Here is a 24,853-nt window from a genome sequence, read left to right on the forward strand (position 1 = left end):
CATGGAACGCATCCCTATCCTGCGCATGGGGCGGTTGTTGCTGGTGACCATCCAGGTCGACATGCATGATCGCCTGGCCATGGCGCTGCAGGACGACCTGACCGAGCGCATCGTCAAGGACCGCGCGCGCGGCGTGCTCATCGACATTTCCGCGCTGGACGTGGTGGATTCCTTCATCGGTCGCATGATCAGCAATACCGCCTCCATGGCGCGGGTGCTGGACGCCCGCACCGTCGTGGTGGGCATGCAGCCGGCCGTGGCGATCACCCTGGTTGAGCTGGGCCTGACGCTGGATGGCGTGCGCACCGCGCTCAATGTGGAACGCGGCGTCAAGCTGCTTGAGTCGGAGCGAGACTGATGGGCGCGCCCCACATGCCGTGCGAGGTACACGGTGGATGAACAGCAACTCCTGACCCAAGCCCTGCAGACCGACGAAGACGTAGTGCGCCTGCGCAAGCTGGTGCGCGACCATCTGGTGCGACTGGGATTTTCGCTGGTGGAACAGACCAAGATGGTGACGGCGGCCAGCGAACTGGCACGCAATACCCTGCGCTACGGCGGTGGCGGCGAGGCCCGCGTGGACGAGCTCAATAACGGCAGCAAACGTGGCCTGCGGCTGGTATTTGCCGACCAGGGACCGGGCATCGCCGATATCGGGCTGGCACTCACCGATGGCTACACCACCGGCGGCGGCCTCGGGCTGGGACTGTCCGGCGCCAAGCGGCTGGCCGATGAATTTGAGATCGATACCGCGCCGGGCGCGGGAACCCAGGTAAGCATCATCAAATGGAAACTGTTCTGACGGCCTCGCGCAGCGAGGAATGCGTCGCCGTCAATGAAACCGTCGATGTCGCAGCAGCGCGACGGGCGGCGGTCGACCTGGCGCGGCGACTGGATTTTGCCCAGGAACCGGCGGCCCGGCTGGCGCTGGTGCTGACCGAAGCGGCGACCAATATCCTCAAGCATGCCGGGCATGGAGAAATCGTGTTGCGCTCGGTCATGGGCAATACCGCAGCGGGCGCCGTGGTACGTGGCATCGAGATGCTGGCCATCGACAGTGGCCCTGGCATGCACGATGCCCATGCCGCCATGGCCGATGGCAATTCGACGGCCGGCACCTATGGCGTGGGACTGGGCGCGATCCGGCGCCAGTCCGATGAGTTCGACCTCTATTCCTGGCCCGAGCGCGGCACGATCCTGCGCGCCGTGCTGTGGGAGGCGCCGGGCGCGCGGCAGCCGTGGCAATGTGGTCTGGTCTGCCTGCCCCTGGCGGGCGAGCAACGATGCGGCGACGCTGGCTGGGCGGCTGCCGTCGATGATGGCCTGTTGCTGATGCTGGCCGATGGCCTGGGCCACGGCGATGCCGCTGCCGATGCCGCCGATGGCGCCGTGCAGGTGCTGGCCGACATGGCGGCGGTCAGCCGTGTGCGACCACCCGCCGAGCTGGTCCAGCAGATGCATGCCGCCTTGCAGAAGACGCGGGGCGCAGCGGTGGCCATCGCCAGCATCGATGTGCAGGCCGACAAGGTGCGCTTTGCCGGGGTCGGCAATATCGCCTGCTGTACCAGCCTGGACGGCCAACGCCGTCACCTGGTGTCGGTCAATGGCATCGTCGGCCACAACCTGCGCAAGGTACAGCAGTTCGAGACGCCCTGGCAGGATGGCATGGTGCTGATCCTGCATTCGGACGGGCTGACCAGCCGCTGGTCGCTGGACGGTTATCCGGGCCTGGAGCACACGCATGCGGCCGTGATTGCAGCAGTGCTCTATCGTGATTTCTATCGGGGTCGTGACGATGTCAGCGTCATGGTCCTGCGTCAGGGAGAGGCGGGATGACCTTGCGTTTGCTCACCGTGGCCATCGGCAATGAAATCGATGTGGTCGGCGCCCGCCAGCGGGCGCGCCAGATCGCTGAATTGTGCGGCTTCGCCCAGCAGGACCAGGTGCGCATCGCCACCAGCATTTCGGAACTGGCGCGCAATGCCTTCCGCTACGCCGGGCGCGGTCAGGTGGAATTTTCCATCGAAGGCAGCACCGCCCCGCAGACCTTGCTCGTGTGCGTGCGCGATCAGGGACCTGGCATTGCCGACCTGGAACTGGTGCTGTCCGGACGTTATCGTTCCAGCACCGGCATGGGCCTGGGGCTGATGGGCGCGCGCAAGCTGATGGATGCCTTCGCTATCGAGACCGCTCCTGGAAAGGGCACGACCGTGTGGATGCGCAAGCTGCTGCCGGCGGCGGCGCGCCTGATCACGCCGCGCGTGGCCGGTGAGATCGGCAGCGCGCTGGCGGCTGCGCCGGCCGGCTTGGCCCTGTTCGAAACCCAGCAGCAGAACCAGGAATTGCTCACCACCCTGGCCGAGCTCAAGGGGCGCCAGGAAGAATTGCTGCAACTGACCCGCGAGCTGGAAGACACCAACCGGGGCGTGGTGGCGCTCTATGCCGAGCTGGATGAAAAGGCTGACCACCTGCGCCGCGCCGACGAGGCCAAGTCGCGCTTCCTCTCCAACATGAGCCATGAATTCCGCACTCCGCTGTCCTCCATCCGGGCGCTGGCCAAGCTGCTGCTGGACCGCGTCGATGGCGAACTCGGCACCGAGCAGGAACGCCAGGTACGGTACATCCTGGACAGCGCCGGGGCCTTGTCGGAACTGGTCAACGACCTGCTGGACCTGGCCAAGATCGAGGCCGGCAAGGTCGAGATCCAGCCCAGCCGCTTCCAGGTGGCCGAACTCTTCAGCGCCCTGCGCGGTATGTTGCGTCCCTTGCTGGTGTCAGACCGGTTGCGCCTGAGTTTCGTCGCCCCGGACGAGTGCGAGATGTTCACCGATGAAGGCAAGCTTTCGCAGATCCTGCGCAACTTCATCTCCAACGCCATCAAGTTCACCGAGCAGGGCAGCATCACGGTGACCGCCGAGCCGCTGCGCGACGGTACGGTCCGCTTCTCGGTGACTGATACCGGCATCGGCATCCCGCCCCAACATCTGGGCATCATCTTCGAGGAATTCTCGCAGGTGGAAAACCACCTGCAACGCCACGTCAAGGGCACCGGCCTGGGCCTGCCGCTGTGCCGCCAGCTGGCCATGCTGCTGGGCGGCGAAGTGGCAGTGAGCAGCCAGCAGGGCCAGGGCTCCACCTTCAGCGCGGTGATCCCGGTCATCCATGCTGGTACCGAGGGCAGGCTCGATGGGCAGCCGCTGGCCTTGCACGAGCGACCCGAGCCATCGGCTGCCAGCCTGCCGGTGCTGGTGGTGGAAGACCGGCCTGAATTGCGCCTGCTGTACCAGCGCTACCTGCACCAGTCGGAGTTCCGCGTGGTGCCGGCCTCTTCGGTGGCCGAGGCCGAAGCCCTGTGGCGCAACGGCGAGCCTTGCGCCGTGGTGCTGGACATCCTGCTGGACGGCAAGGATTCCTGGCACTGGCTGGTGCAGCTCAAGAACGACCCCTCGCGTTGCGATGTGCCAGTCATCATCGCCTCCGATGTGGACGACAAGAGCAAGGCCATGGGACTGGGTGCGGACGCCTATTTCCTCAAGCCGGTGGGGCGCGACGAATTACTGGCGGCCTTGCGTTCGCTGGTACCAGTGAACGCACCCATGCTGCGAAACGAAATCGCCGTCGGCGAGGTCAATGCCTAAACCCATGTTATCCATGCCTGCCATGAGCCAACCTCAACAACTGATCCTCAACGTCGACGATACCGATGCCGCCCGTTATGCGCGTACCCGTATCCTGACCAAGGCCGGGCTGCGCGTGGTGGAGGCTGCCAGCGGCACCGAGGCACTGGCGCTGGCACGCGAACTGAAGCCGGCGCTGATCCTGCTGGACGTGAAGCTGCCCGACATCCACGGCATGGAAGTCTGCTCCCGCCTCAAGGCCGATCCGGCCACCGCCTCCTGCCTGGTGCTGCAGACCTCGGCGTCCTACATCGGTCTGGCCGACAAGATCCGCGCCCTCGAAGGCGGCGCCGACAACTACCTGTTCGAACCGATCGAACCGGCCGAGCTGGTGGCCAACGTGCATGCGCTGCTGCGCCTGGCCAAGGTGGAGAACGCGCTACGCGAGATCGACCGCCGCAAGGACGAGTTCCTGGCGATCCTGGCGCATGAACTGCGCAATCCGCTGGTCCCCATGCGCAATGCCATCGGCATTCTCAATACCCGGGCGCCGGATGCGCCGGACTGGGAACTGCGCGCCCGCAACACCATTTCCAATCATCTTGACCACATGGTGCGGCTGGTGGACGACCTGCTGGACGTGTCGCGCCTGTCGCATAACAAGCTGGCGCTGCAGTTGCGTCGCACGCTGGTGGCCGAGGTCATCCACAATGCGCTGGAATCGACCCAGCAACTGATGGAGCGCAAGCGTCAACAGCTGCAGCTGGACATGGCCGATGCCAGCCTGGCGGTGGACGGTGACGAGGTCCGGCTGGCCCAGGTGCTGATCAACCTGCTGCACAATGCTGCCAAGTTCAGCCCGGAGGGCGGTCATATCTACCTGGCGGCGCAGGCTGAGGCCGACAAGGTGGTCTTGACAGTCCGGGATGAAGGCATCGGCATCGCCGCCGAGCGGCTGGACGATATCTTCGGCATGTTCGCCCAGGCCAATGCGCTGGGTCATGATCGTCAGGATGGGCTGGGAATCGGCCTCTCGCTGGCGCGTAGCCTGGTCCAGCTGCATGGGGGCGAATTGACCGTGCAGAGTGCCGGCATCGGCCAGGGCAGCGTGTTCCGCATCGAACTGCCGCGGACCATGCCGGACAAGACCGCCAGCGGTTCTGACCTGGCAAATGCGACGACCGAGACGACTGCCACGAATGCCACAAACGCAGCAGCGTCAACCGACGGCGCACCGCGTGCCGGCATGCGCGTGCTGGTGGTGGACGACAACATCGACATCGCCGACACCATGAAGGAATTGATGGAGTTGCTGGGCCACGATGTGCAGGCGGTCTATAGCGGCACGCGCGCCATTGCCCGTGCCAAGGAATGGGTTCCCGACGCGGTGCTGCTGGACATCGGACTCAAGGACATGACCGGTCACGACCTGATCCGCGCCCTGCGTGCCGAACCGGCCACCCGTGAAATCTATCTGCTGGCCTGCTCGGGCTTCAGCAGCGATGAAGACAAGCGCGAAGCCTACGATGCCGGCGTTGACGACTACCTGGTCAAGCCGGTCGACCTCGATACCCTGGCGCAACTGGAGTTGCGCCGTCCGCCGCCACGCGCCCGCGCCTGAAGCATGCGGGTCGCGGTGCCGGGGACGGCGCGGCGGCTTAATGCGTCAGGAACTGCAGCACGGCCTGGGTGAAGGCCTTGGGCTGTTGCTGGTTGGAGATGTGGGCGGCATCGAATTCCACATACAGGGCGCCGGGGATGGTGGCGCGCATGAATTGTCCATCGGTCGGTGGGGTGGGTACATCGCCCGTGCCGGCGATCACCAGGGTCGGGGCAGTGATGCCGGCGATGGCGGCGCGCAGGTCGTTGTCACGTACCGCCGCGCAGGCGCCGGCATAGCCTTCGGCCGGGGTGGCCAATAGCATCGTGGTCAGCGCTTGCACCTGTTGTGGATGCTGGGCCGCATACTCCGGCGTCAGCCAGCGCGACACTACTGCCGCCGCAATGGCGGACAGGCCCTCGCGCTGCACGGTCTCGATACGGCTGTTCCATGCCTCGGGCGTGCCGATCTTGGCTCCGGTATTGCAGAGGATGAGTTTCCTGACCCGCTCCGGATGATGCACCGCCAGCCACATGAAGGTGCTGCCCCCCATGGATAGCCCGCAGAAATGCGCCTGGGCGATCTGCAGATGGTCGAGCAGTGCGATGACGTCGCCGCCCAACTGGGCGATGCTGTAGGGGGCGGGCGTGACCTCCGACTGGCCGTGGCCGCGCGTGTCGTAGCGCAGCACGCGGAAGTGCTGGCTTAGTTCGGCCATCTGCGGCTCCCACATCGCCAGCGACGTCCCCAGCGAATTGGAAAACACCAGCACCGGCAGCGAGGCATCGCCGTCGAGTTGATAGTGCAGCTTGATTCCGTTCAGTGTTGCGAATGGCATGGATCGATCCTTGTCGCGCCGGCCGGCATCAGACCGGGGGCGCGCGATGGTGGTCAGCAGGGAAGGGGGGCTCAGCCGATCTGTGCGATCGCCGAGGGGTGCTGGGTCAGCGGAGTGACCGAGATGCTCATGAAGGGATACAGCGGCAGCGCCGAGAGGATGTTGTGCAGCTCGTCATTGCCCGAGACATTGAAGATGCTCACATTCGCATACTGACCCACCACACGCCACAGGTCGCGCCACTTGCCTTCGCGCTGCAGCTTCTGCGCCATCTCCTTTTCGTCCTTCTTCAACTGGTCGGCGACCGCCTTGTCCAGGGTGGCGGGGATGTTGACTTGCATTTGGACCATGAACAGCATGATGTTTTCTCCGTTATCGCATTGTGATTATGGTGGGGGCGAGGCCTGAAGCTTCAGATGTGATGTTCGATTAACGAACATTAATCCTTTATTCGCACAACCGAGTTTAGGCGCGTGCCGGTGAGGATGTCAACACGAGAAGACAGCGCGAGAAGATGGCGCGAGACAGTAGCGCGCTGCACCAATGCGGCACCAGCGCAGTCCTCAGTCGCGCCGCTCGGGAATCGGGAAACCCGTGGCCGGGAAGGAGTTGGTTTCGATATCCAGCCAGGCCGGGCGCTCGGCGTACATGTCGGCCACCAGTTGCTTGACGGCCTCGATGTACCAGGCGTTGTCGTTGATGCGATGGGTCAGGATGATGGGCGAGGTGGCGCGTGGATCGTCGATCAGGCGGTAATGCAGGTCATTGCGCAAACGCGCCGAGGCCGGGATCAGGCACAGACCCGACTCCGCCGCCACCAGGCCTAGCGCGGTCTGGATTTCGCGCACCTCATGTACTTCGGCGGGGTGGATGTCCTGGTCGTTGAGCAGACTCAGGATGTGGTCGGCAAAGCTGGGGCGCGGTTCCTTGGGATAGACGATCAGCTTCTGCCCATGCACTTCCTTCAGGCTCACGCGCTGGTGGCTGGCGGCCAGCGGGAAGGAGGGCGGGATCGCCAGCACCAGTTTTTCCTCACGCAGGACGATGCGCGCCACCGTGGCGTCGTTGCTGCGGATGCGGCCGAAGCCGATGTCGATGCGGCCCGACTTGAGGGCGGCGAACTGCTGCATCGAGGTCAGTTCCAGCAACTGGATATCCACCTCCGGGTAGTGCTGGCGCAGCTTGCGCACCAGCACCGGCAGGCCGCCATAGAGGGTCGAGGCGACAAAGCCGATGGACAGCGTCTGGCGCTGGTTCAGGCCGATCTGCTGGGTGGCATTCTTCAACTGCTCCAGGCGGTTGAGGATCTGCAGCGCCTGCTCGTAGAACACCCGGCCGGCCTCGGTCAGGCGCAGCGGGCGGCTGTTGCGCAGGAGCAGCTGCACGCCCAGCTCTTCTTCCAGCAGCTGGATCTGGCGGCTCAAGGGGGGCTGCGCAATATGCAGCTGCTCCGAGGCCCGCGTGAAGTTGCGCGTATTGGCGACGGCGACGAAGTATTTCAGTTGTCTGATGTCCATGGCTAAAAATCATATCGCACGGGAACAAAAGATGTCTAATTCTTTGATTTCTTTGGGTGCACTGCAAAACTATATAGAAAAGGTATGAAACTAGATGTATTTGGTGTTGGCAATGGCAGGGCGTTCGGGTGTTCAATGCAAGCCATGGATACCCAACAACACCTTCACACTGCGGCAGCCCCGGCGAGCATCGAGCGGGTCGAGACCTTCCTGGTCGATCTGCCCACCATCCGCCCCCATCAATTGTCGATGGCGACCATGAACGGGCAGACCCTGATGCTGGTACGCCTGTATTGCTCCGACGGCAGCGTCGGTGTGGGCGAGGGCACCACCATCGGTGGCCTGGCCTACGGCGCGGAGTCGCCCGAGGGCATGAAGCTGGCCATCGATACCTATTTCGCGCCGCTGCTGCTGGGGGCCAACGCCAGCGCCATCCCGGCCCTGATGGCACGCCTGAACAAGGCCATCCAGGACAACCGCTTCGCCAAGTGCGCCATCGAGACCGCGCTGTTCGATGCCCTGGGCCAGCGCACCGGCCTGCCGGTCTCGCAGTTGCTGGGCGGACCAGCCCGCGACAGCCTGCCGGTGGCCTGGACCCTGGCCTCGGGCGACACCGCCAAGGACATCGACGAAGCCGAGCGCATGCTGGCCCAGCGTCGTCACAATATCTTCAAGCTCAAGATCGGCCGGCGCGAGGTCGACGCCGACGTCGCCCACGTGGCCGCCATCAAGAAGGCCCTGGGCGACCGTGGCACGGTGCGGGTGGACGTGAACATGGCCTGGAGCGAACTGGAAGCCCAGCGCGGCCTGGCCGGCCTGGTCGATGCCGGCTGCGAGCTGGTGGAGCAGCCCGTGGCCTCGCCGCAGGCGCTGGCCCGGCTGAAAGGCAAGCATGCCATCGCCGTGATGGCCGATGAATCGCTGACCGGCCCGGCCTCGGCCTTCGCCCTGGCGCGCATCGGCGGCGCCGACGTCTTTGCCATCAAGATCGAACAATCCGGTGGTCTGCGCGCGGCCCAGCAGGTGGCCGCCATTGGCGACGCCGCCGGCATCGAACTCTACGGCGGCACCATGCTGGAGGGTGCCATCGGCACCATTGCCTCGGCGCACGCCTTCGCTACCTTCCGCGAACTGCAGTGGGGGACCGAACTGTTCGGGCCGCTGTTGCTGACCGAGGAAATCCTGGCCACGCCCCTGCAGTACCAGGACTTCCATCTGACCATTCCGCAAGGCCCCGGCCTTGGCATCGTGCTCGATGAAGAGCGTGTGCAATACTTCCGTCGCGACCGCAGGCAAGGCGCCACCGTGACCGCAGTGACAGCAGCGAGGCCGACCGCTCTGGTCGGATAAAACAAAAAAATCACTTTCCCCGATCGATAAATCTAATAGGAGACTCAACCATGGCAGCCAAGATTTTCAGCACCCCCGAAGTACAAGATTTCCTGCGTCTGGCCAGCGGCCTGGACACCGAAGGCGGCAGCCCGCGCACCAAGCAGATCGTGCATCGCATCCTCTCGGACCTGTTCAAGACCATCGAAGACCTGGAAATCACCTCCGACGAATACTGGGCCGGCGTGGCCTACATCAACCGCCTGGGCGCCGCCAGCGAGGCCGGTCTGCTGTCGCCGGGCCTGGGTCTGGACCGCTTCTTGGACATGCGCATGGATGCCGAAGACGCCGCCCTGGGCATCACCGGTGGTACCCCGCGCACCATCGAAGGCCCGCTCTACGTGGCCGGTGCACCGGTGACGCAGGGCTTTGCCCGCCTGGATGACGGCAGCGACCAGGCCGGCCAGACCATCATCATGCACGGTACCGTCTACGGTGCCGACGGCAAGCCCATGCCGGGCGTGCAGGTCGAAGTCTGGCATGCCAATACCAAGGGCTTCTATTCGCACTTCGACCCGACCGGCGAGCAAAAGCCGTTCAACATGCGTCGCACCATCATCACCGACGCCCAGGGCCGCTACAAATTCCGCAGCATCATGCCGGCTGCCTACGGCTGCCCGCCGGCCGGTCCCACCCAGGGCTTGCTCAACGAACTGGGTCGTCACGGCAACCGCCCGGCGCACATCCACTTCTTCGTCACCGCCGAAGGTCATCGCAAGCTGACCACGCAGATCAATATCGACGGCGATCCGCTGATCTATGACGATTTCGCCTACGCCACCCGCGAAGGCCTGGTGCCGCCGCTGGTCGAGCGTACCGATGCCGCCAGCATCAAGGCCGAAGGTCTGGAGGGACCGTTTGCCGAGATCGTCTTCGACATCTCGCTGACCGCCCTGGTCAACGGTGCCGACAACCAGATCGTCGACCGCCCGCGTCTGGCCGCCTGACGCGCCACTTCGGCGCCACCTCGCCCGCCCCCCGCCGCAGTGAAGCCGCGATGGCCACCATCGCGGGGGGCGGCTTGCACCCTGGAGAAACCGCACCATGAACACCCTCGCCGCCGCTGACAAGTACCAAGCCGTCGACAGCCTGCTCGACAGCGCCCTGCAGGAAGACCCGGCCAATGGCCTCTTCCGCTGCCGTCGTGACATCTTCACCAACCCTGAGTTGTTCGAGCTGGAGATGAAGCACCTGTTCGAATCGAACTGGGTCTATCTGGCCCACGAGAGCCAGATTCCCGAGAACAACGACTACTACACCACCTGGATCGGTCGTCAGCCGGTGGTCATCACCCGCGACAAGACCGGCCAGTTGACCGCCGTCATCAATGCCTGCGCCCACAAGGGGGCCCTGCTGTGCCGTCGCAAGCATGGCAACAAGAGCAGTTTCACCTGCCCCTTCCACGGCTGGACCTTCAGCAACAACGGCAAGCTGCTCAAGGTGAAGGACGAGAAGACCACCGAATACCCGGTCTCCTTCAACAAGGACGGCTCGCACGACCTGACCAGGGTGGCGCGCTTCCAGAGCTATCGCGGCTTCCTCTTCGGCAGCCTGTCGGAGGACGTGCTGCCGCTGGAAGAGTACCTGGGCGAGACCCGCGTGATCATCGACCAGATCGTCGACCAGGCGCCCAACGGACTGGAAGTCCTGCGTGGCAACTCCAGCTATATCTACGATGGCAACTGGAAGATGCAGATGGAAAACGGCTGCGACGGTTATCACGTCAGTACCGTGCACTGGAACTACGCGGCCACCATGGGCCGCCGCAAGGAAGGTGGCACCAAGGCCACCGATGCCAACAACTGGAGCAAGGCCGTGGCCGGTGTCTATGGCTTCGAGAACGGCCACATCCTGTTGTGGACCAATACCCTCAACCCGGAAGTGCGCCCGATCTGGAACCAGCGCGAAGAGCTGGCCGCCCGCGTCGGCCAGGCCCGCGCCGACACCATCGTGGCCCAGACCCGCAACCTGTGCCTGTATCCCAACGTGTTCCTGATGGACCAGTTCGGCACGCAGATTCGCGTAGCCCGTCCCATCAGCGTGGACAAGACCGAGATCAGCATCTTCTGCTTCGGCCCCAAGGGCGAGAGTGATGAAGACCGTCGGCTGCGCATTCGCCAGTATGAAGATTTCTTCAATGTCTCCGGCATGGGTACCGCCGACGACCTGGAAGAGTTCCGCGCCTGCCAGGCTGGTTATGCCGGTTCGACCGTGCGCTGGAACGACATGAGCCGCGGTGCCCCGCTGTGGAAGCAGGGCCCGGACGAGAACGCCCGCAGGATGGGCATGAACCCCAAGCTGAGCGGCGAGCGCAGCGAGGATGAAGGCCTGTTCGTCTGCCAGCACCACTACTGGACCGAGCAGATGCGCAAGGCGGTCGGCAAGGAGCGCGCCGCCGCAGACCAGGCAGCCCGGGAAGGAGCCCAAGCATGAGCAACACCATCGACCTGGGCGCGGTATGCGCCTTCCTCTATCGCGAGGCACGCCACCTGGACGAGCGTGAATGGGAACCCTGGCTGGAACTGTACGCCCCCGATGTCGAGTACTGGATGCCGGCCTGGGATGACGACGACCAGCTGACCCAGGACCCGCAGCGCGAAATCTCGCTGATGTACTACGCCAACCGGGAAGGCCTGGAAGATCGCGTGTTCCGCATCAAGACCGAGCGTTCCAGCGCCTCCATGCCGGAGCCGCGCACCAGCCACATGATCGCCAATGTGGAAATCCTGGCCGAGCGCGACGACGCCGTGGACGTGCGCTACAACTTCCACACCCTGTCGCACCGCTACAAGATGACCGACCAGTTCTTCGGGACGGTGCTGGCCACGCTCAGGAAGAGCGCGGGCGCGCCGGGTGGTTTCGTCATCGCCCGCAAGAAGATCGCACTGAAGAACGACTATATCCGCCAGGTCATCGACGTCTATCACGTCTGAGACCGGCGGCAGGAGACAGCAAATGAGCAGCTATCGCATCGCCCTCAACTTCGAAGACGGCGTCACCCGCGTCATCGATTGCGGCGCCAAGGAAAAAGTCCTGGACGCCGCCTTCCGCCAGCGCATCAACCTGCCCATGGATTGCTCAGATGGCGTGTGCGGCACCTGCAAGTGCCGCGCCGAGAGCGGTCGCTACGACCTGGGCGATGACTATATCGACGACGCCCTGAGCAGTGACGAGGCCGAATCTGGTCTGGTGCTGACCTGCCAGATGGTGCCGCAGTCGGATTGCGTGGTGGCCGTACCGGTCGCCTCCACCGCCTGCAAGACCGGCACCGCCCGCTTCGGTGGCAAGGTGGCGCAGGTGACCGGGTTTGCCGGCGCCGCCTTCGAACTGGTGCTGGAGGTGGCGGCCGATGCACCGGGTTTCCTGCCGGGGCAGTACGTCAACATCGGCGTGCCGGGCAGTGACCAGCATCGCGCCTATTCCTTCAGTTCGGCCTCGGGAGCATCGCGCATGAGCTTCCTGATCAAGAACGTGCCGGGCGGCCTGATGAGCAGCTGGCTGGCCAGCGCCCAGCCGGGCGCCGCGCTCGACCTGACCGGGCCACTGGGCAGCTTCTATCTGCGACCGGTGACCAGGCCGGTACTGATGCTGGCTGGTGGCACCGGGCTGGCGCCTTTCCTGTCCATGCTGGAAGAGATGCAGCGCCAGGGTATCGATCAGCCGGTGCACATGATCTATGGCGTCACCCGCGACCAGGACCTGGTGCTGGTGGATCGTCTGGACGACTATGCCCGCCGCCTGCCCGGTTTCAGCTTCACCACCTGCGTGGCCGATGCTGCCACCGCCCATCCGCGCCAGGGTTACGTGACCCAGCACATGCCGGCCGAGGTGCTGCACGATGGCGCGGTGGATGTCTATCTGTGCGGGCCGCCACCGATGGTGGAGGCGGTGCAGAAGCACTTCCAGGCCCAGGGCATCAGCCCGGCCAGTTTCTACTACGAGAAGTTCGTCACCAGCCAGCCGGCCCCGGTGGCGGTGGCCGCATGAGCGGGGTAGCCATGAAGGCCCGCTTCCAGGACAAGGTCGTGGTGGTCACCGGTGCCGCCCAGGGCATCCTGCGCGGCGTGGCGTTGGGCATCGCCGCCGAGGGCGGTCGGGTGGTGCTGGTGGACCGCGCCGAGTTCGTCCATGAAGTGGCGGCCGAGGCGCAGGACGGGCGCGGCATCGGCTTCGTCGCCGACCTGGAAACCTATCAAGGCGTCCAGGCTGCGGTGAGTGAGGCCATCACCCGCTTCGGCCGCATCGACGTGCTGATCAACGGCGTGGGCGGCGCCATCCGCATGCGGCCCTTCGCCGAATTCGAACCGTCCCAGATCGACGACGAAATCCGCCGTTCCCTCATGCCTACGCTGTATAGCTCGCATGCGGTGCTGCCGCATATGCTGCAGCAGGGTGGCGGCACCATCGTCAATGTCTCCTCCAATGCCACGCGCGGCATACGGCGCGTGCCGTATTCGGCGGCCAAGGGAGGTGTCAATGCCATGACTGCCGCACTGGCCATGGAATACGGCGAGCGCGGCATCCGCGTGGTGGCGGCCGCTCCCGGCGGAACCCAGGCGCCGCCGCGCCGCGTGCCGCGCAATGCCGAGGGCGACAACGCCCGCGAGCTGAGCTGGATGCAGGAGGCGATACAGCAGGTCATCAGCTCCACCTTCTTCAAACGCTACGCCACGCTGGAAGAGCAGATCGCCCCGATCCTCTTCCTCGCCTCCGATGACGCCAGCTACATCACCGGTGCCGTCCTGCCGGTAGCCGGCGGCGACAACGGCTGATCCCCCGATTCAGCTCTCACACTTCACTCTATCCACAGATCACGGAGCCAAGCCATGCCAGAGCGCCAGGCCATCATTCCCAAGGGAATGGAAGACGTCTACGAAAAGATCGGTTATGCCCCCGGCGTGCTGGTGGGCAGCACGCTGTACGTGTCCGGGCAGATCGGCCGCAACCACGCCATGCAACTGGTCGAGCCACGCGAGGCCCAGATCGTGCAGGCCTTCGAGAACCTCAAGCAGGTGCTGGAGACGGCCGGCGGCACCCTGGACGATATCGTCGACCTCACCAGCTTCCACACCGACATGCGCGACCTGCCGCTGTTCATCAAGGTACGCAACCGTTACCTGACGCGCTATCCGCTGCCGGCCTGGACCGCCATCGGCGCCCACATGCTGGGCGGCGCGCCCGGTTACATCGTCGAGATCAAGGCGGTGGCGCATCTGCGACACGAGGAGACCAAGCACTAGAAAACGGCAGCACCGGATCCATCAGACATAACAACAACGTACAACAACGGACTACAACCGAAACGACGGAGGAGAACCCCCATGAAGACCCTGGAAGTGAGCCAGATCATCGACGGCGCGCGCTTTACCAAATTCCACTGGATGGTGATGTGCCTGTGCGCATTGCTGCTGGTGTTCGACGGCTATGACCTGTTCATCTACGGCGCCGTGCTGCCGGTACTGATGAAGGAGTGGAGCCTGTCGCCGGTGCAGGCCGGCGCACTGGGCAGCTATGCCCTGTTCGGCATGATGTTCGGCGCCTTCATCTTCGGCCCGCTGGCCGATCGCATCGGCCGCAAGAAGGGCGTGGCGATCAGCTTCGTGCTCTTCAGCGTCTCCACCTTCCTGAGCGGCTTCGCCACTTCGCCCACCGAGTTCGGCGTCTATCGCTTCCTGGCCGGTCTGGGCTGCGGCGGCCTGATGCCCAATGCCGTGGCGCTGATGAACGAGTATGCGCCCAAGCGCCTGCGCAGCACCCTGGTGGCCATCATGTTCAGTGGCTATTCGCTGGGTGGCGTGCTGTGCGCCGGTCTGGGCATCTGGATGTTGCCCAACTACGGCTGGCAATCGATGTTCCTGGCTGCCGCCGTACCGTTGGTGCTGCTGCCGCTGATCCTGTGGAAGCTGCCGGAATCGGTGGGTTTCCTGCTGCGCCAGGGCAAGCATGAGCAGGCCCGCGCCATGCTGGCGCAGGTCGCCCCGCTGGCCGGCATCGCTGTCGATACCCAACTGGTCCAGGCCGATGCCAAGGGGGCCGGTGCCCCCATGCTGGACCTGTTCAAGCAGGACCGCAGCATGGGCACGCTGATGATCTGGGTGTCTTTCTTCTGCTGCCTGCTGATGGTGTATGCACTCGGTTCCTGGCTGCCCAAGCTGATGGCCAGCGCCGGCTATAGCCTGGGTTCCTCGCTGTCCTTCCTGCTGGCCCTGAACTTCGGCGGCGTGGTCGGTGCCATCGGGGGCGGCTGGCTGGGCGACCGCTTCACCCTGCCCAAGGTGGTGATCAGCTTCTTCGCCGTGGGAACCGTGGCCATTGCGCTGCTGGGCTTCAACAGCCCCACGCCGGTGCTGTACCTGCTCATCATCGTGGCCGGCGCCACCACCATCGGCACGCAGATCCTGCTGTATGCCAACACCGCGCAGTTCTACCCGCTGGCGATCCGTTCCACCGGCCTGGGCTGGGCCTCCGGCGTGGGCCGCTCGGGCGCCATCGTCGGCCCCTTGCTGGGCGGTGCGCTGATGGCGGCGGCCCTGCCGTTGAAGATGAACTTCCTGGTCTTCGCCATCCCCGGTCTGGTGGCTGCGCTGGCGATCGGCATCTTCATGCTGCGTTATCGTCACGCCGGCCAGGCCGCCAACCGGGCCAACAGCGCCGGCGTGTCGCCAGCACCGGTGTCGCGTAGCGTTTAAGATCGCAGCTTCAGTAAGGCGGTTCGGCGCTGCGATGGTTCCGCCATCGCAGCGCCTGGCCTTTTGACCATCGGAGGGGCAGGGCACAGCCGGCCCCCTCCCTGTGCCGCAGCCGGTGTGTTGACCGGGAGCAGCACGCAGCATGCAGCAAGGAACGATTCATGGTCCATCGACAAGGCTCGCTCACGGCGTGGGTGGCCGGTTTCCTGGCAGTACTGATTTCCTATGCGGGCCCGCTGGTGATCTTCGTGCAGGCCGCGCACGCCGGTCAGGTCCCGACCTCGCAACTGGTGTCCTGGGTCTGGGGCATCTCGATGGGGGCGGGGGTGAGCGGCCTGCTGTTGAGCTGGTGGTTCCGCCTGCCCATCATCACCGCCTGGTCGGCCCCCGGGACGGCACTGCTGCTGAGCCTGTTCCCCGGCATCAGCATGCCCGAGGTGGTGGGTGCCTATGTGATGGCGGCGCTGCTGCTGATCCTCATCGGCGTGACCGGTTACTTCGAGAAGATCCTGGCCTTCATCCCCAAGGGCATCGCCGCCGGCATGATGGCCGGCATCCTGTTCCAGTTCGGTGTGCAGGCCTTCCGCTCCAGCGTGGAGGCGCCCCTGCTGGTGCTGGTCATGCTCGCCGCCTACCTGGCCGGGCGCCGCTGGTGGCCGCGCTACGGCATCGTGGTGGTGGCGCTGGTGGGTTTCGCGGTGGCTTTTGCCAGCGGTCGCACCCATCTCGGCGAGCTGGGGCTGGAACTGGCGCAGCCGGTCTTCATCGCGCCGCAGTTCAGCCTGGGCGTGTTCTTCAGCTTTACCATCCCGCTCGTGCTGGTGAGCCTGACCGGGCAGTTCCTGCCCGGCATGGCGGTACTTCAGCTGGCCGGCTACCATCCGCCCACCCGCGCGGTGGTCACCGGCACCGGCCTGGCCTCGCTGGTGACCGCTTGCTTCGGCGGGATCACCATCGTCTTGGCGGCCATCACGGCGGCCCTCTGTACCGGCAAGGATGCGCATCCCGAGCCCGGCAAGCGCTACCTGGCCGGCATCGCCAATGGCGTGTTCTACCTCATCGGCGGTACCTTCGCGGCTTCCATCGTCAAATTGTTCACCGCCTTCCCCAAGGAATTGATCGCCGCACTGGCCGGCCTGGCCCTGATCGGCGCCATCGTTTCCAACATCCGCCTGATGAGCGAGGAGGGCGGCTATGTCGAACCCTCCGTCATCACTTTCCTGGCCACCGCCTCGGGCATGAGCCTGTTCGGATTGGGCGCGGCCTTCTGGGGCGTGGTGTTCGGCATGGCCGCCTACTGGCTGATCGGACGCCCCAGAAAAACAGCATGAGCTGCATGGAGACTGCAATGCAAAAAAATACCGGATCCACCGACCCCTTCGCCCCCCTGGCCAGCGAGATCCTGGCCGTGGCGCCCGGTCGCGCACATGACCTTGCGCGACTGCGGGTGCTGGCGCAACGGGCCGCGCCCGCCACGGTGACCGTGGTGGGCAAGTACAACCACGGCAAGAGCCGCCTGTTGAACGAACTGATGGGCAGCGACGTCTTTGCCGTCGCCGACCGCCGCGAGACGGTGCGCCTGTCCGAACACCGGCATGCCGATGTGCGCTGGCTGGATGCGCCCGGGCTGGACGCCGACGTGGCCGAGCAGGACGACAGCCATGCCCAGGAAGCAACTTGGCTGCAGGCCGATATCCGCCTGTTCGTGCATGCCGCCAAGGAGGGCGAACTGGATGCTGCCGAGCGTGCGCTGTTGCAGGCCCTGCGCGACGACCAGCAGCGCACGCGCCGCCAGACCCTGTTCGTACTGACCCAGGTGGACCAGATGGCCGACGAAGCGCAACTGGAGCGGGTGAGCAGCGCCATCGCCACGCAGGCGCCGGGGTTGACGCTCCATCCGGTGTCGTCCACGCGTCATCGCAGCGGCATCGAGGGCGGCAAGAAGCTGTTGCTGGAAAAGAGCGGCATCCCGGCCCTGCAGGCCTGGCTGCGCGATGTGACGGCCCAGGTGCCGGCGGCACGGCGCCATGAGCGCGCACTGCTGCTGGACGAGATCGACCAGCAACTGCAACAGCAGCAGCACAGCGCGCAAGCGCAGTTGCAGGCCCTGCGGCAACAGCAGCACCAGCAGCGCCAGGATTTCGAACAAGGCCTGGAGGCGGTGCTGGACAAGGTGCATCAGGACCTGTTGCCGGTGCTGGAAGTGGAGGGCGACGATCCGGCCCTGGTGCCGGACACGGCCGCCGACGAATTCAAGCTCACCGCCGGCAAGCGCGAGCGGGCGCGCATCCACGTCGCCTATTCGCGGGCCTGCATCGCCATCCGCGCCCATCTCATCAAGCACGGGGTGGAGGGCTTGCCGGCCGACCAGCGGACCTCGGTCACCAGCCTGGATACGGTGATGGTGGCCGTCATGGGCATTTCCATCAAATACCGCGCCGACCTGCGCCGCCGGTTTTGCGAGCCGGCCGGGCGTGCGCAGATGACGCAGTCCTTCCTGCATTACTACGAACTGTCGGAAGATCGCCAGGCACTGCTGCAGGCCCTGGCGCGCGCCGACGCCGCGTTGCATGCCGCCACCCGCGCAGTGGACGCGCTGGAGCAACTGCGCACGGTGGAGTTGGCATGATGGCTGCGGAACAGCATTTCATCCGCGCCATCGGCAGCACCGGCGGGACCGAAGCGGATGTGGAAACCCTCCTTGCCGCGTTGCGCGACTGGCTGGCCGCGCTGCGCTCGGCGCTCGCCGCCGGGCGGATCGATGCCGACGGCCTGCAGCCCGCCAGCGCCTTGGCCCAGCGCATCGCCGCCCTGCATCAGGCGCTGGCGCAGCAGCAGCAACAGCGCGAGGCCCAATGGCTGGCGCTGGCCCCGGCACGCGCCCTGGCGCAGCACTTCGAGGGCAAGCTGATGGTGCTGGTGTTCGGCAAGTTCAATGCCGGCAAGAGTTCGCTGTGCAACTTCCTGGCCGAGCGCTTCCGGCAGCATGGGCAGGCAGTGCAGTATTTCCATCTGCAGGGCGGCCAGTTGCTGGCCTCGGACGATGCCTTCCACGAGGGCGCCACCGAGACCACGGCGCGCCTGCAAGGGGTGTGTCTGGGTGATGGACTGGTCTTGCTGGATACCCCCGGCCTGCATTCGGCCACCGATGACAATGCGGCCCTGACCCAGCGCTTCCTGGACAGCGCCGATGCGGTGCTGTGGCTGACCAGTTCGACCTCGCCGGGACAGGTGCAGGAACTCGACGAACTGGCCCGCGAACTGCGCCGGGGCAAGCCGCTGCTGCCGGTGGTGACGCGCAGCGATGTGATCGACGAAGACGAAGTCGATGGCCAGATCGTCAAGTGCCTGCGCAACAAGTCCGACGCCAACCGCGCCGACCAGGAAGCCGATGTCGGCCACCGTGCCGCCGACAAGCTGCAGGCGCTGGGCGTGGCGGCGGCCCAGCTGAAGCCGGCGGTGTCGGTCTCGGCCTATGTGGCGCGCAGCACGGGCGCCGATGCAGAGGCCATGGCCGGGGCCGGTTTCGAACGTCTCTATGCGGCCCTGCTGGAACTGCTGGCCCCCGCGCTGGCCTATCGCGCCCGCAAGCCGGCCGAAGTCCTGCTGCATCATCTGCAGGAGGAGGTGGAAGCCCCCTTGCTGAACCAGACCATGCCGGCCCTGGTAGCCCTGCGCCAGCAGGTGCAAGAGGAACTGGACAGCCTGCCGGCCCGGCAGACGCGACTGGTGCAACAGGCCTGGCGCGAGGTGATGCCGCAGCTGGCCGACCTGCTGGAAGCGCATGCCGGGGTGGCTGAGGTGGCCGACGTGGCTGCAGTGGTAGTCGCATTGCGCATGGCCCTGCAACAGGCTGCCAAGCAACACGCCCAGGCCAGCCTCGACAGTCACATCTTGCCCACCCTGGAGACCGTGCTGGACCTGCCGCCCGATCTTGGCTACGACAGTGCGCCGGCCGATGGCTTGCCGGCCGCATATGAAAAGCTGTACGAGACCCTGGGCGCGGCTGTGCAGGACAGCCTCCAGCGCATGGCCGGTGATCTGGCCGAGCGCTGCGCGGCCCGCTTGCAGGCGCTGGATCAGGCGCTGCAGCACAAGCAGCAGATCATCCTGGACGGCCAGCGTCGGCTCGGCGGTATCGAACGCCATCTGCGGCAGGCGGTGGGCAATGGCGTGGTGATGCACGGGGCAAACGTAGCATCGGCCGCGGCGGAATCTTTTGCGGGGTTAAGGATCAGTTAAGACTACACAACTAGAGTGAACTTGACGGCCGCCAGCTCGACAGTGGCGCCGTGATTCGTCTCTTGATCCTTCAAGTCTTCATCCACGTACAAGGAGAGCCATCATGGATATCAACAAGATCACCGCCATCAGCGCCATCGTCTTCGGTCTGGCCGGCATGGCGGCCCCCTTTGCACAGGCCCAGACCCAGGCTACCCAGGGTAGCGTGGCCTACATGAACGGCGGCATCGGCGCGGGCGAACAGAGCAAACTGCGCGAGGCGGCCAAGGATTACAACCTGCGCGTGCTGTTCTCCGAAGCCAAGGATGGCGCCTATGTCAGCAACGTCAAGCTCAGCGTCAATGACAGCCAGGGCAAGACCGTCTTCAGCCTGCCTGGCGCCGGCCCGATGACCAATCTCAAGTTGCCGGCCGGTCACTACGAGGTGAAGGCGGACTACAACGGCGTCACTAAGACCAGCAAGGTGGAGGTGGGCCAAAAGCCGACTTCGCTCAGCTTCAACTGGGCGCATCAGGACAACTGAACAGGTCCTTACTGACGCAAAAAAGATCCTGTGTGTTTCCACACAGGATCAATGTGTCCAACACAGACACAAGGGAACCGTCCAGGCCAGGCCGCGCTTCAGCGTGGCGACAGGCGTCGTCCCAGCCACATCAGGCCGCCGTTGCAGGCCAGGGCAAAGACCGAAAGCAGTAATGCCACCGCCATGATGGTGCGGATGTCGCCCAGGTTCATGGCATTGGTCAGCAGGAAACCCAGCCCGCGCTGCGAGGCGAACATCTCCCCGATCAGGACCCCCAGCAGCGTCAGCGAAAAGGCCAGGCGCAGGCCGGCCGTGATTTCCGGCAGGATGGCCGGCAGTACGATGTGCAGCAGCGACTGACGCCGCGTCAGCCGCATCGACTGGCCGGCGCGCAGCAGCACCGGGCGCATCTGGCGGATCGCATTCATCGTGAAGACCATGATGGGGATGATGCCGTGCATCACTCCGAAGGCCACCTTGGCCGACAGACCCAGCCCGAACACCAGCAGCACCAGCGGATAGAGCGTGACCTTGGGGATGGCATACATGTTCAGGAGGATGGGTTCGGAGACGTCGCGTGCCATCCGGTTCACGCCCAGCAGCAGGCCGGCCGCCAGGCCACCCACCAGCCCGATCAGCAGGGCGTAGAGCAGGGCCTTGCCGGTTTCCAGCGCATGCAGCCAGAACTCGCTGGTCTGCATCATGCTGCCCAGGGTCAGCACGGCCTGTCCTGGCGAGGCCAGCGCACTGCCGCCATTGATCCAGTACAGGCCCTGCCAGGATGCGGCCAGGCCGGCCGCCAGCAGGGCGTAGAGCAGCGGGGTTTGCATCTCGCGCATCGGTTTCATGGCATGTCCTTTCAGCGACGCAGGCGCGCCTGCAGGCGGCGGTCCAGCGCGTTCAGCAGGAGGTTGACGAGGGTCACGCTGGCCAGCACCAGGAACATCAGCGCATACATGTCGTTGTTCTCGAAGTTGTTGTAGGCATAGCCGATCGCATAGCCTATTCCCGAGCCCGAGAGGATGAACTCGGAGGCGATCACGCCGATGAAGGCATAGGCCACCACCAGCTTCACCCCGGTAAAGAGGTAGGGCAGTGCCGCCGGCAGCTTCACGCGCACCGCCGATTGCCAGGGCGTGAGCCGCAGTACCCGGGCGGTCTTGTGCAGGGCGCGCGGGATACGGTCCAGCCCGTTGAGGGTGGCGGTGATCATGGTGACGATGGCCAGCAGCACGGCGATGGCGATGATGGGCGCCGAGCCCACGCCGAAGAGCACGATGAAGACCGGATAGAAGATGAAGGTCGGCACCGCGTAATAGCTGGCCAGCAGGGGTTCGATGGCGCTGCGCAGGCCCGGCAGCGCATGCAGCAGCAGGCCGCAGATGAAGCCGAGGATGACGGCCAGTACCGTGGCCGCGCCGATGTTGGCCAGGCTGATGGCGATGTCCTTGTCGAACTTGCCCTCGCGCAGGATTTCCCAGGCGTGGCGGGCCATGGCCGAGGGCGCGATCATGGTGGTGGGCTGGATGAGGCCGCTGCGACACAGCAGTTCCACCAGCCCGATCAGCACGATCACGACCGCAATGCGGACCAGGCCATCGAGCTGATGTGCCGATCTGCGCGCCGGGCTGGCGGCAGCGGTGTGAGCAGAGCTTGCTTCAGCCATGGCTGGCTCCCATTACCTTCAACGACTCCACCCGCAGGCGTTCCCACAGGCGGGCATTGACCTCGCCGAAACGCGGTGTGGAGACCACCCGGCTATCGCGGTCACGCGGCCAGCCGGTCTCGACGATGTCGATGAACAGGCCCGGTCGCGAAGACATCACGCCGACCCGGTCCGACAGCATGGCCGCCTCGTCCAGCGCGTGGGTGATCAGCAGCACGGTGGCGCCGGTCTCGCGCCACAGGCGCAGCAGTTCGTCGCCCATCAGCAGGCGGGTCTGCTGGTCCAGCGCGCCAAAGGGTTCATCCAGCAGGATCAGGCGTGGCTGCTGCACCAGCGTGCGGGCGATGCACACGCGCTGGCGCATGCCGCCCGAGAGTTGCGCCGGGTAGGCCGTGGCGAAATCCTTCAAGCCCATGAAGGCCAGCGCGTAGTCGACCCGGCGCTTGATCTCGGCGCCCTCCATGCCGCGCATGCGCAGCGTGAAGGAGATGTTGTCGCGCACGTTCAGCCAGGGGAAGGACGCGTCTTCCTGGAACACCACCCCCACGCCATCGGGCACACCCTTGACCTCGCGGTTCTCGAACTGCACCGTGCCATCGGAGGGCGAAGCCAGGCCCGACAGGGTATCGAGCAAGGTGGACTTGCCGCAGCCAGAAGGGCCGACCACCGAAAAGAACTCGCCCTGGTAGAGCGTCAGGTCGATCGGGCCGAGCGCGTGGAAGACGCTGCCGGCCTTGCCGAACTTGCGGGTGACACCCTGCAGCACGGCGTGCGGCACGCGGGGCGTGGTGGCCGGGCTGTCCTGCAGGAAGGCCTCGGCGGCCAAGACGGTGTGTTCACTCTTCATGGTGGACTCCCTCACAGCTTGCTCTTGATCTTGATGGACGGCGGCAGCATGCTGCTGTCGATGAGCTTGTTCCATTCCACGTTGTCCTTGATCTCGCCGATCAGCTTGAGGCCGTCGGTCATGCGGTCCAGTTCGGCCTGGTCGAAGTCGCCCTCGCTCCACATGCGCGCGCGCACCATGTTGTCCACCGCTTCGCGCGCCACTTCCGGGCTGAGCTTGAAGCTGCTCTCCAGCAGCTTGGCGGCGGCGGCCGGATCGCGGTACACCGCCCGCACACCTTGCTGGCGGCCTTCGATGATGGCGCGGATGGTCTCTGGATGGGCCTTGGCATAGGCGCGGGTGGTGATGCCTACCGAGGTGGTCATCGGTTGCAGCACCTCGCCGGCGCTGTAGACGGTGCGGTACTTATCCTTGCGCACGATGGAAAGCGGCTCGATCAGCACCGCCGCAGCCACCGAACCCTGCTCCAGCATGGTCAGCCCGTTGATGTAACCGCCCGAGGCCACACGCTGCACCTGGGCCGCATCCACGCCCTTGGCCTTGAGCGCCATCAGCAGCAGCATTTCGGATACGCCCTTGGGCGAGGTGATGGCGATCTTCTTGCCGGCCAGGTCGGCGATGCTCTTGACGGGGGAGTTGGGCATGGTCACTGCTGAAGCCTCGGCCACGCTGCGGGTGCCGGTATTGACGATGACCACGTCCAGCCCCTGGCGCTGCGCGGCCAGCGCGGCCGAGACTGCCACTTCGCCATACGGCAGCTTGCTGGCCAGGATGTTGCGCACCGTGGTGCCGCCACCGCCGGAGGTGAGGATGCCGGTGATATCCACCCCGGCCTTCTTGAAATAGCCTTGCTCGATGGCAATCGCATAGGGCAGGCCGTAGAGGCTGGTGCCCCATTGCGTGACCGAGATTTCTTCGGCGCGGGCCAGACCGGGGAGGGCGACTGGCACAGCCACTGCAACCAGGGCAGCACTGAGAGACACTACAGCTTGCAGGTTCTTGCAAAAGCTTTTCATGATTTCCTCGACACGTGATGGACACTGCAATCGGATACTCGCAAGGGGCGTACCTGCAAGCACTTGATGCTGTCAATGCAAACGACGTGCCAAGCTTAGATATCGATCAAAAAATCGTCTGAAAGTCCTTTTGCAGTCTGCAAAATATAGTTAGATATCTTAGAACATGTGTCGAAGAAGATGCATGGACGGCAAGCCACGGCGCTTTCTCCGATGGTGCAATTATGCTGTCCGCCCGTCACTTGCTGGTGCGTCTGCACAGGGATGGGGCAGCGCCGGGGAGGTTCAGCCCAGCCCGGAAGCCAGGCGTCCGACTTCCTGGGTGGAGGGCATGCGCTTGCCGGATTCCACCGCCTGGCGCTCGTCCCGCGCCAGGTTCAAGGCCATGGCGATGAGCACCTTGCGGGTGGTCTCCAGCTCTTCCTCGCTGATGCCTTCCAGGCTCAGGTCGTTGACGTCCTCGGCCAGCGGCACCAGCTTCTTCTTCAGGGCGCGGCCCTGCTTGCTGAGGAAGACGTGGACCTTCTTCTTGTCGCCCGGGAGATGGGTGCGCTCCACGTAGCCGATGGCCTCCAGCGACTTGAGGGCGGTGGCGGTGGTGGCTTCGCTTACGCCGGCCCGCTCGGCCAGGTCGCGCTGGGACAGGCCGTCGTGTTCCCACAGCACGCGCAGGATGGTCCAGTGACCGTAGCTGACTGCATGCGGCGCCAGGCGGATCTGCAGGCTGCGGATGAAGGCACGCGCCGCATCCTTGACCAGGTGGGCGACGCGTTCGGCGGCCTGGGCCTGTAGCGCCTGTTCCAGTTCATCCGGTTCATCTTGTTCGACCGGGGCGGCGGCCAGTGGCCGGGATCGTATGGCTTTCATCATTTCATCAGAAATCTAAGATAACGCAATCATACCCATTTG

Annotated in this window: 25 protein-coding genes; 17 read left to right on the top strand and 8 right to left on the bottom strand. The window is 65.1% G+C overall.

What is annotated here, in order from left to right:
• Nucleotide 1: 1 nt before the first annotated feature.
• From I5R65_RS08960 to I5R65_RS08980, 5 genes are read left to right on the top strand one after another with little or no spacing between them, the layout of a single operon-like run.
• Nucleotides 2–358, top strand: coding sequence for an STAS domain-containing protein (locus tag I5R65_RS08960; RefSeq protein ID WP_180670111.1), 357 nt, complete (start codon nucleotides 2–4; stop codon nucleotides 356–358).
• A 33-nt stretch (nucleotides 359–391) separates the two neighbouring features.
• Nucleotides 392–802 carry an ATP-binding protein gene (locus tag I5R65_RS08965; RefSeq protein WP_180670113.1) on the top strand — a complete coding sequence of 137 codons (411 nt, stop codon included), beginning with the start codon at nucleotides 392–394 and terminating at the stop codon, nucleotides 800–802.
• Nucleotides 787–1,836: an ATP-binding protein gene (locus I5R65_RS08970; protein WP_180670115.1), complete on the top strand. Its 1,050-nt coding sequence runs from the start codon at nucleotides 787–789 to the stop codon at nucleotides 1,834–1,836. Before I5R65_RS08965 ends, I5R65_RS08970 begins: the two co-directional genes overlap by 16 nt.
• The gene (locus I5R65_RS08975) at nucleotides 1,833–3,638 is read left to right on the top strand and encodes an ATP-binding protein (protein WP_180670117.1); all 1,806 of its coding nucleotides are present in this window, start codon (nucleotides 1,833–1,835) and stop codon (nucleotides 3,636–3,638) included. The genes I5R65_RS08970 and I5R65_RS08975 overlap by 4 nt, the downstream gene beginning before the upstream one ends.
• Nucleotides 3,639–3,660: 22 nt before the next feature.
• Nucleotides 3,661–5,238: a response regulator gene (locus I5R65_RS08980; protein ID WP_231395123.1), complete on the top strand. Its 1,578-nt coding sequence runs from the start codon at nucleotides 3,661–3,663 to the stop codon at nucleotides 5,236–5,238.
• 37 nt (nucleotides 5,239–5,275) lie between these two features.
• Here the strand turns inward: I5R65_RS08980 and pcaD are convergent, their stop codons facing one another.
• The 3 genes from pcaD to I5R65_RS08995 all read right to left on the bottom strand — a co-directional run bounded on the left by pcaD (nucleotide 5,276) and on the right by I5R65_RS08995 (nucleotide 7,572).
• Nucleotides 5,276–6,055: a 3-oxoadipate enol-lactonase gene (gene pcaD, locus I5R65_RS08985; protein ID WP_180670119.1), complete on the bottom strand. Its 780-nt coding sequence runs from the start codon at nucleotides 6,053–6,055 to the stop codon at nucleotides 5,276–5,278.
• 71 nt (nucleotides 6,056–6,126) lie between these two features.
• The gene (catC, locus tag I5R65_RS08990) at nucleotides 6,127–6,414 is read right to left on the bottom strand and encodes a muconolactone Delta-isomerase (RefSeq protein ID WP_006465079.1); all 288 of its coding nucleotides are present in this window, start codon (nucleotides 6,412–6,414) and stop codon (nucleotides 6,127–6,129) included.
• A gap of 204 nt (nucleotides 6,415–6,618) precedes the next feature.
• On the bottom strand, nucleotides 6,619–7,572 hold the full coding sequence (locus tag I5R65_RS08995) for a LysR family transcriptional regulator (RefSeq protein WP_180670121.1): 954 nt from the start codon (nucleotides 7,570–7,572) through the stop codon (nucleotides 6,619–6,621).
• 144 nt (nucleotides 7,573–7,716) lie between these two features.
• On the opposite strand from I5R65_RS08995, the gene I5R65_RS09000 reads away from it, so the two are divergent.
• The 12 genes from I5R65_RS09000 to I5R65_RS09055 all read left to right on the top strand — a co-directional run bounded on the left by I5R65_RS09000 (nucleotide 7,717) and on the right by I5R65_RS09055 (nucleotide 20,415).
• The gene (locus I5R65_RS09000) at nucleotides 7,717–8,922 is read left to right on the top strand and encodes a muconate/chloromuconate family cycloisomerase (RefSeq protein WP_180670123.1); all 1,206 of its coding nucleotides are present in this window, start codon (nucleotides 7,717–7,719) and stop codon (nucleotides 8,920–8,922) included.
• 50 nt (nucleotides 8,923–8,972) lie between these two features.
• A complete protein-coding gene (gene catA, locus I5R65_RS09005; RefSeq protein ID WP_180670125.1) occupies nucleotides 8,973–9,908 on the top strand; it encodes a catechol 1,2-dioxygenase in 936 nt (311 codons plus the stop codon).
• 97 nt (nucleotides 9,909–10,005) lie between these two features.
• Complete coding sequence (locus I5R65_RS09010) at nucleotides 10,006–11,394, top strand: Rieske 2Fe-2S domain-containing protein (RefSeq protein WP_180670127.1); 1,389 nt, start codon at nucleotides 10,006–10,008, stop codon at nucleotides 11,392–11,394.
• Nucleotides 11,391–11,894, top strand: coding sequence for a benzoate 1,2-dioxygenase small subunit (gene benB, locus I5R65_RS09015; RefSeq protein WP_180670129.1), 504 nt, complete (start codon nucleotides 11,391–11,393; stop codon nucleotides 11,892–11,894). The genes I5R65_RS09010 and benB overlap by 4 nt, the downstream gene beginning before the upstream one ends.
• Nucleotides 11,895–11,916: 22 nt before the next feature.
• A complete protein-coding gene (benC, locus tag I5R65_RS09020; RefSeq protein ID WP_180670131.1) occupies nucleotides 11,917–12,948 on the top strand; it encodes a benzoate 1,2-dioxygenase electron transfer component BenC in 1,032 nt (343 codons plus the stop codon).
• Nucleotides 12,945–13,733, top strand: a complete 789-nt coding sequence (benD, locus tag I5R65_RS09025) for a benzoate diol dehydrogenase BenD (protein WP_305037743.1) — start codon at nucleotides 12,945–12,947, stop codon at nucleotides 13,731–13,733. The genes benC and benD overlap by 4 nt, the downstream gene beginning before the upstream one ends.
• 54 nt (nucleotides 13,734–13,787) lie before the next feature.
• Nucleotides 13,788–14,201, top strand: coding sequence for a RidA family protein (locus tag I5R65_RS09030; protein ID WP_180670132.1), 414 nt, complete (start codon nucleotides 13,788–13,790; stop codon nucleotides 14,199–14,201).
• Nucleotides 14,202–14,282: 81 nt separating this feature from the next.
• Nucleotides 14,283–15,650 (top strand): aromatic acid/H+ symport family MFS transporter, encoded by a 1,368-nt coding sequence (locus I5R65_RS09035; protein ID WP_180670134.1) that lies wholly within the window; start codon nucleotides 14,283–14,285, stop codon nucleotides 15,648–15,650.
• A 161-nt stretch (nucleotides 15,651–15,811) separates the two neighbouring features.
• Nucleotides 15,812–16,981: a benzoate/H(+) symporter BenE family transporter gene (locus I5R65_RS09040; RefSeq protein ID WP_180670136.1), complete on the top strand. Its 1,170-nt coding sequence runs from the start codon at nucleotides 15,812–15,814 to the stop codon at nucleotides 16,979–16,981.
• 17 nt (nucleotides 16,982–16,998) lie between these two features.
• Complete coding sequence (locus tag I5R65_RS09045) at nucleotides 16,999–18,279, top strand: GTPase (RefSeq protein WP_180670138.1); 1,281 nt, start codon at nucleotides 16,999–17,001, stop codon at nucleotides 18,277–18,279.
• Nucleotides 18,276–19,892 (top strand): dynamin family protein, encoded by a 1,617-nt coding sequence (locus I5R65_RS24420; protein WP_305037744.1) that lies wholly within the window; start codon nucleotides 18,276–18,278, stop codon nucleotides 19,890–19,892. The genes I5R65_RS09045 and I5R65_RS24420 overlap by 4 nt, the downstream gene beginning before the upstream one ends.
• A gap of 103 nt (nucleotides 19,893–19,995) precedes the next feature.
• Entirely contained in the window at nucleotides 19,996–20,415 is a 420-nt protein-coding gene (locus I5R65_RS09055) for a hypothetical protein (RefSeq protein WP_180670140.1), read from the top strand.
• Between the two features lie 98 nt (nucleotides 20,416–20,513).
• On the opposite strand, the gene I5R65_RS09060 is transcribed toward I5R65_RS09055, so the two are convergent.
• The 5 genes from I5R65_RS09060 to I5R65_RS09080 form a co-directional block, all read right to left on the bottom strand.
• Complete coding sequence (locus tag I5R65_RS09060) at nucleotides 20,514–21,263, bottom strand: ABC transporter permease (protein ID WP_231395124.1); 750 nt, start codon at nucleotides 21,261–21,263, stop codon at nucleotides 20,514–20,516.
• An 11-nt stretch (nucleotides 21,264–21,274) separates the two neighbouring features.
• Nucleotides 21,275–22,081 (bottom strand): ABC transporter permease, encoded by an 807-nt coding sequence (locus I5R65_RS09065; RefSeq protein WP_102661200.1) that lies wholly within the window; start codon nucleotides 22,079–22,081, stop codon nucleotides 21,275–21,277.
• Complete coding sequence (locus I5R65_RS09070) at nucleotides 22,074–22,928, bottom strand: ABC transporter ATP-binding protein (protein WP_180670142.1); 855 nt, start codon at nucleotides 22,926–22,928, stop codon at nucleotides 22,074–22,076. The genes I5R65_RS09065 and I5R65_RS09070 overlap by 8 nt, the downstream gene beginning before the upstream one ends.
• An 11-nt stretch (nucleotides 22,929–22,939) precedes the next feature.
• The gene (locus I5R65_RS09075; RefSeq protein WP_180670144.1) at nucleotides 22,940–23,944 is read right to left on the bottom strand and encodes an ABC transporter substrate-binding protein; all 1,005 of its coding nucleotides are present in this window, start codon (nucleotides 23,942–23,944) and stop codon (nucleotides 22,940–22,942) included.
• A gap of 285 nt (nucleotides 23,945–24,229) precedes the next feature.
• Nucleotides 24,230–24,811, bottom strand: coding sequence for a MarR family winged helix-turn-helix transcriptional regulator (locus I5R65_RS09080; RefSeq protein ID WP_231395125.1), 582 nt, complete (start codon nucleotides 24,809–24,811; stop codon nucleotides 24,230–24,232).
• Nucleotides 24,812–24,853 lie beyond the last annotated feature (42 nt).

The organism is Herbaspirillum sp. AP02 (assembly GCF_015767275.1).
Lineage (GTDB): Bacteria > Pseudomonadota > Gammaproteobacteria > Burkholderiales > Burkholderiaceae_D > Herbaspirillum.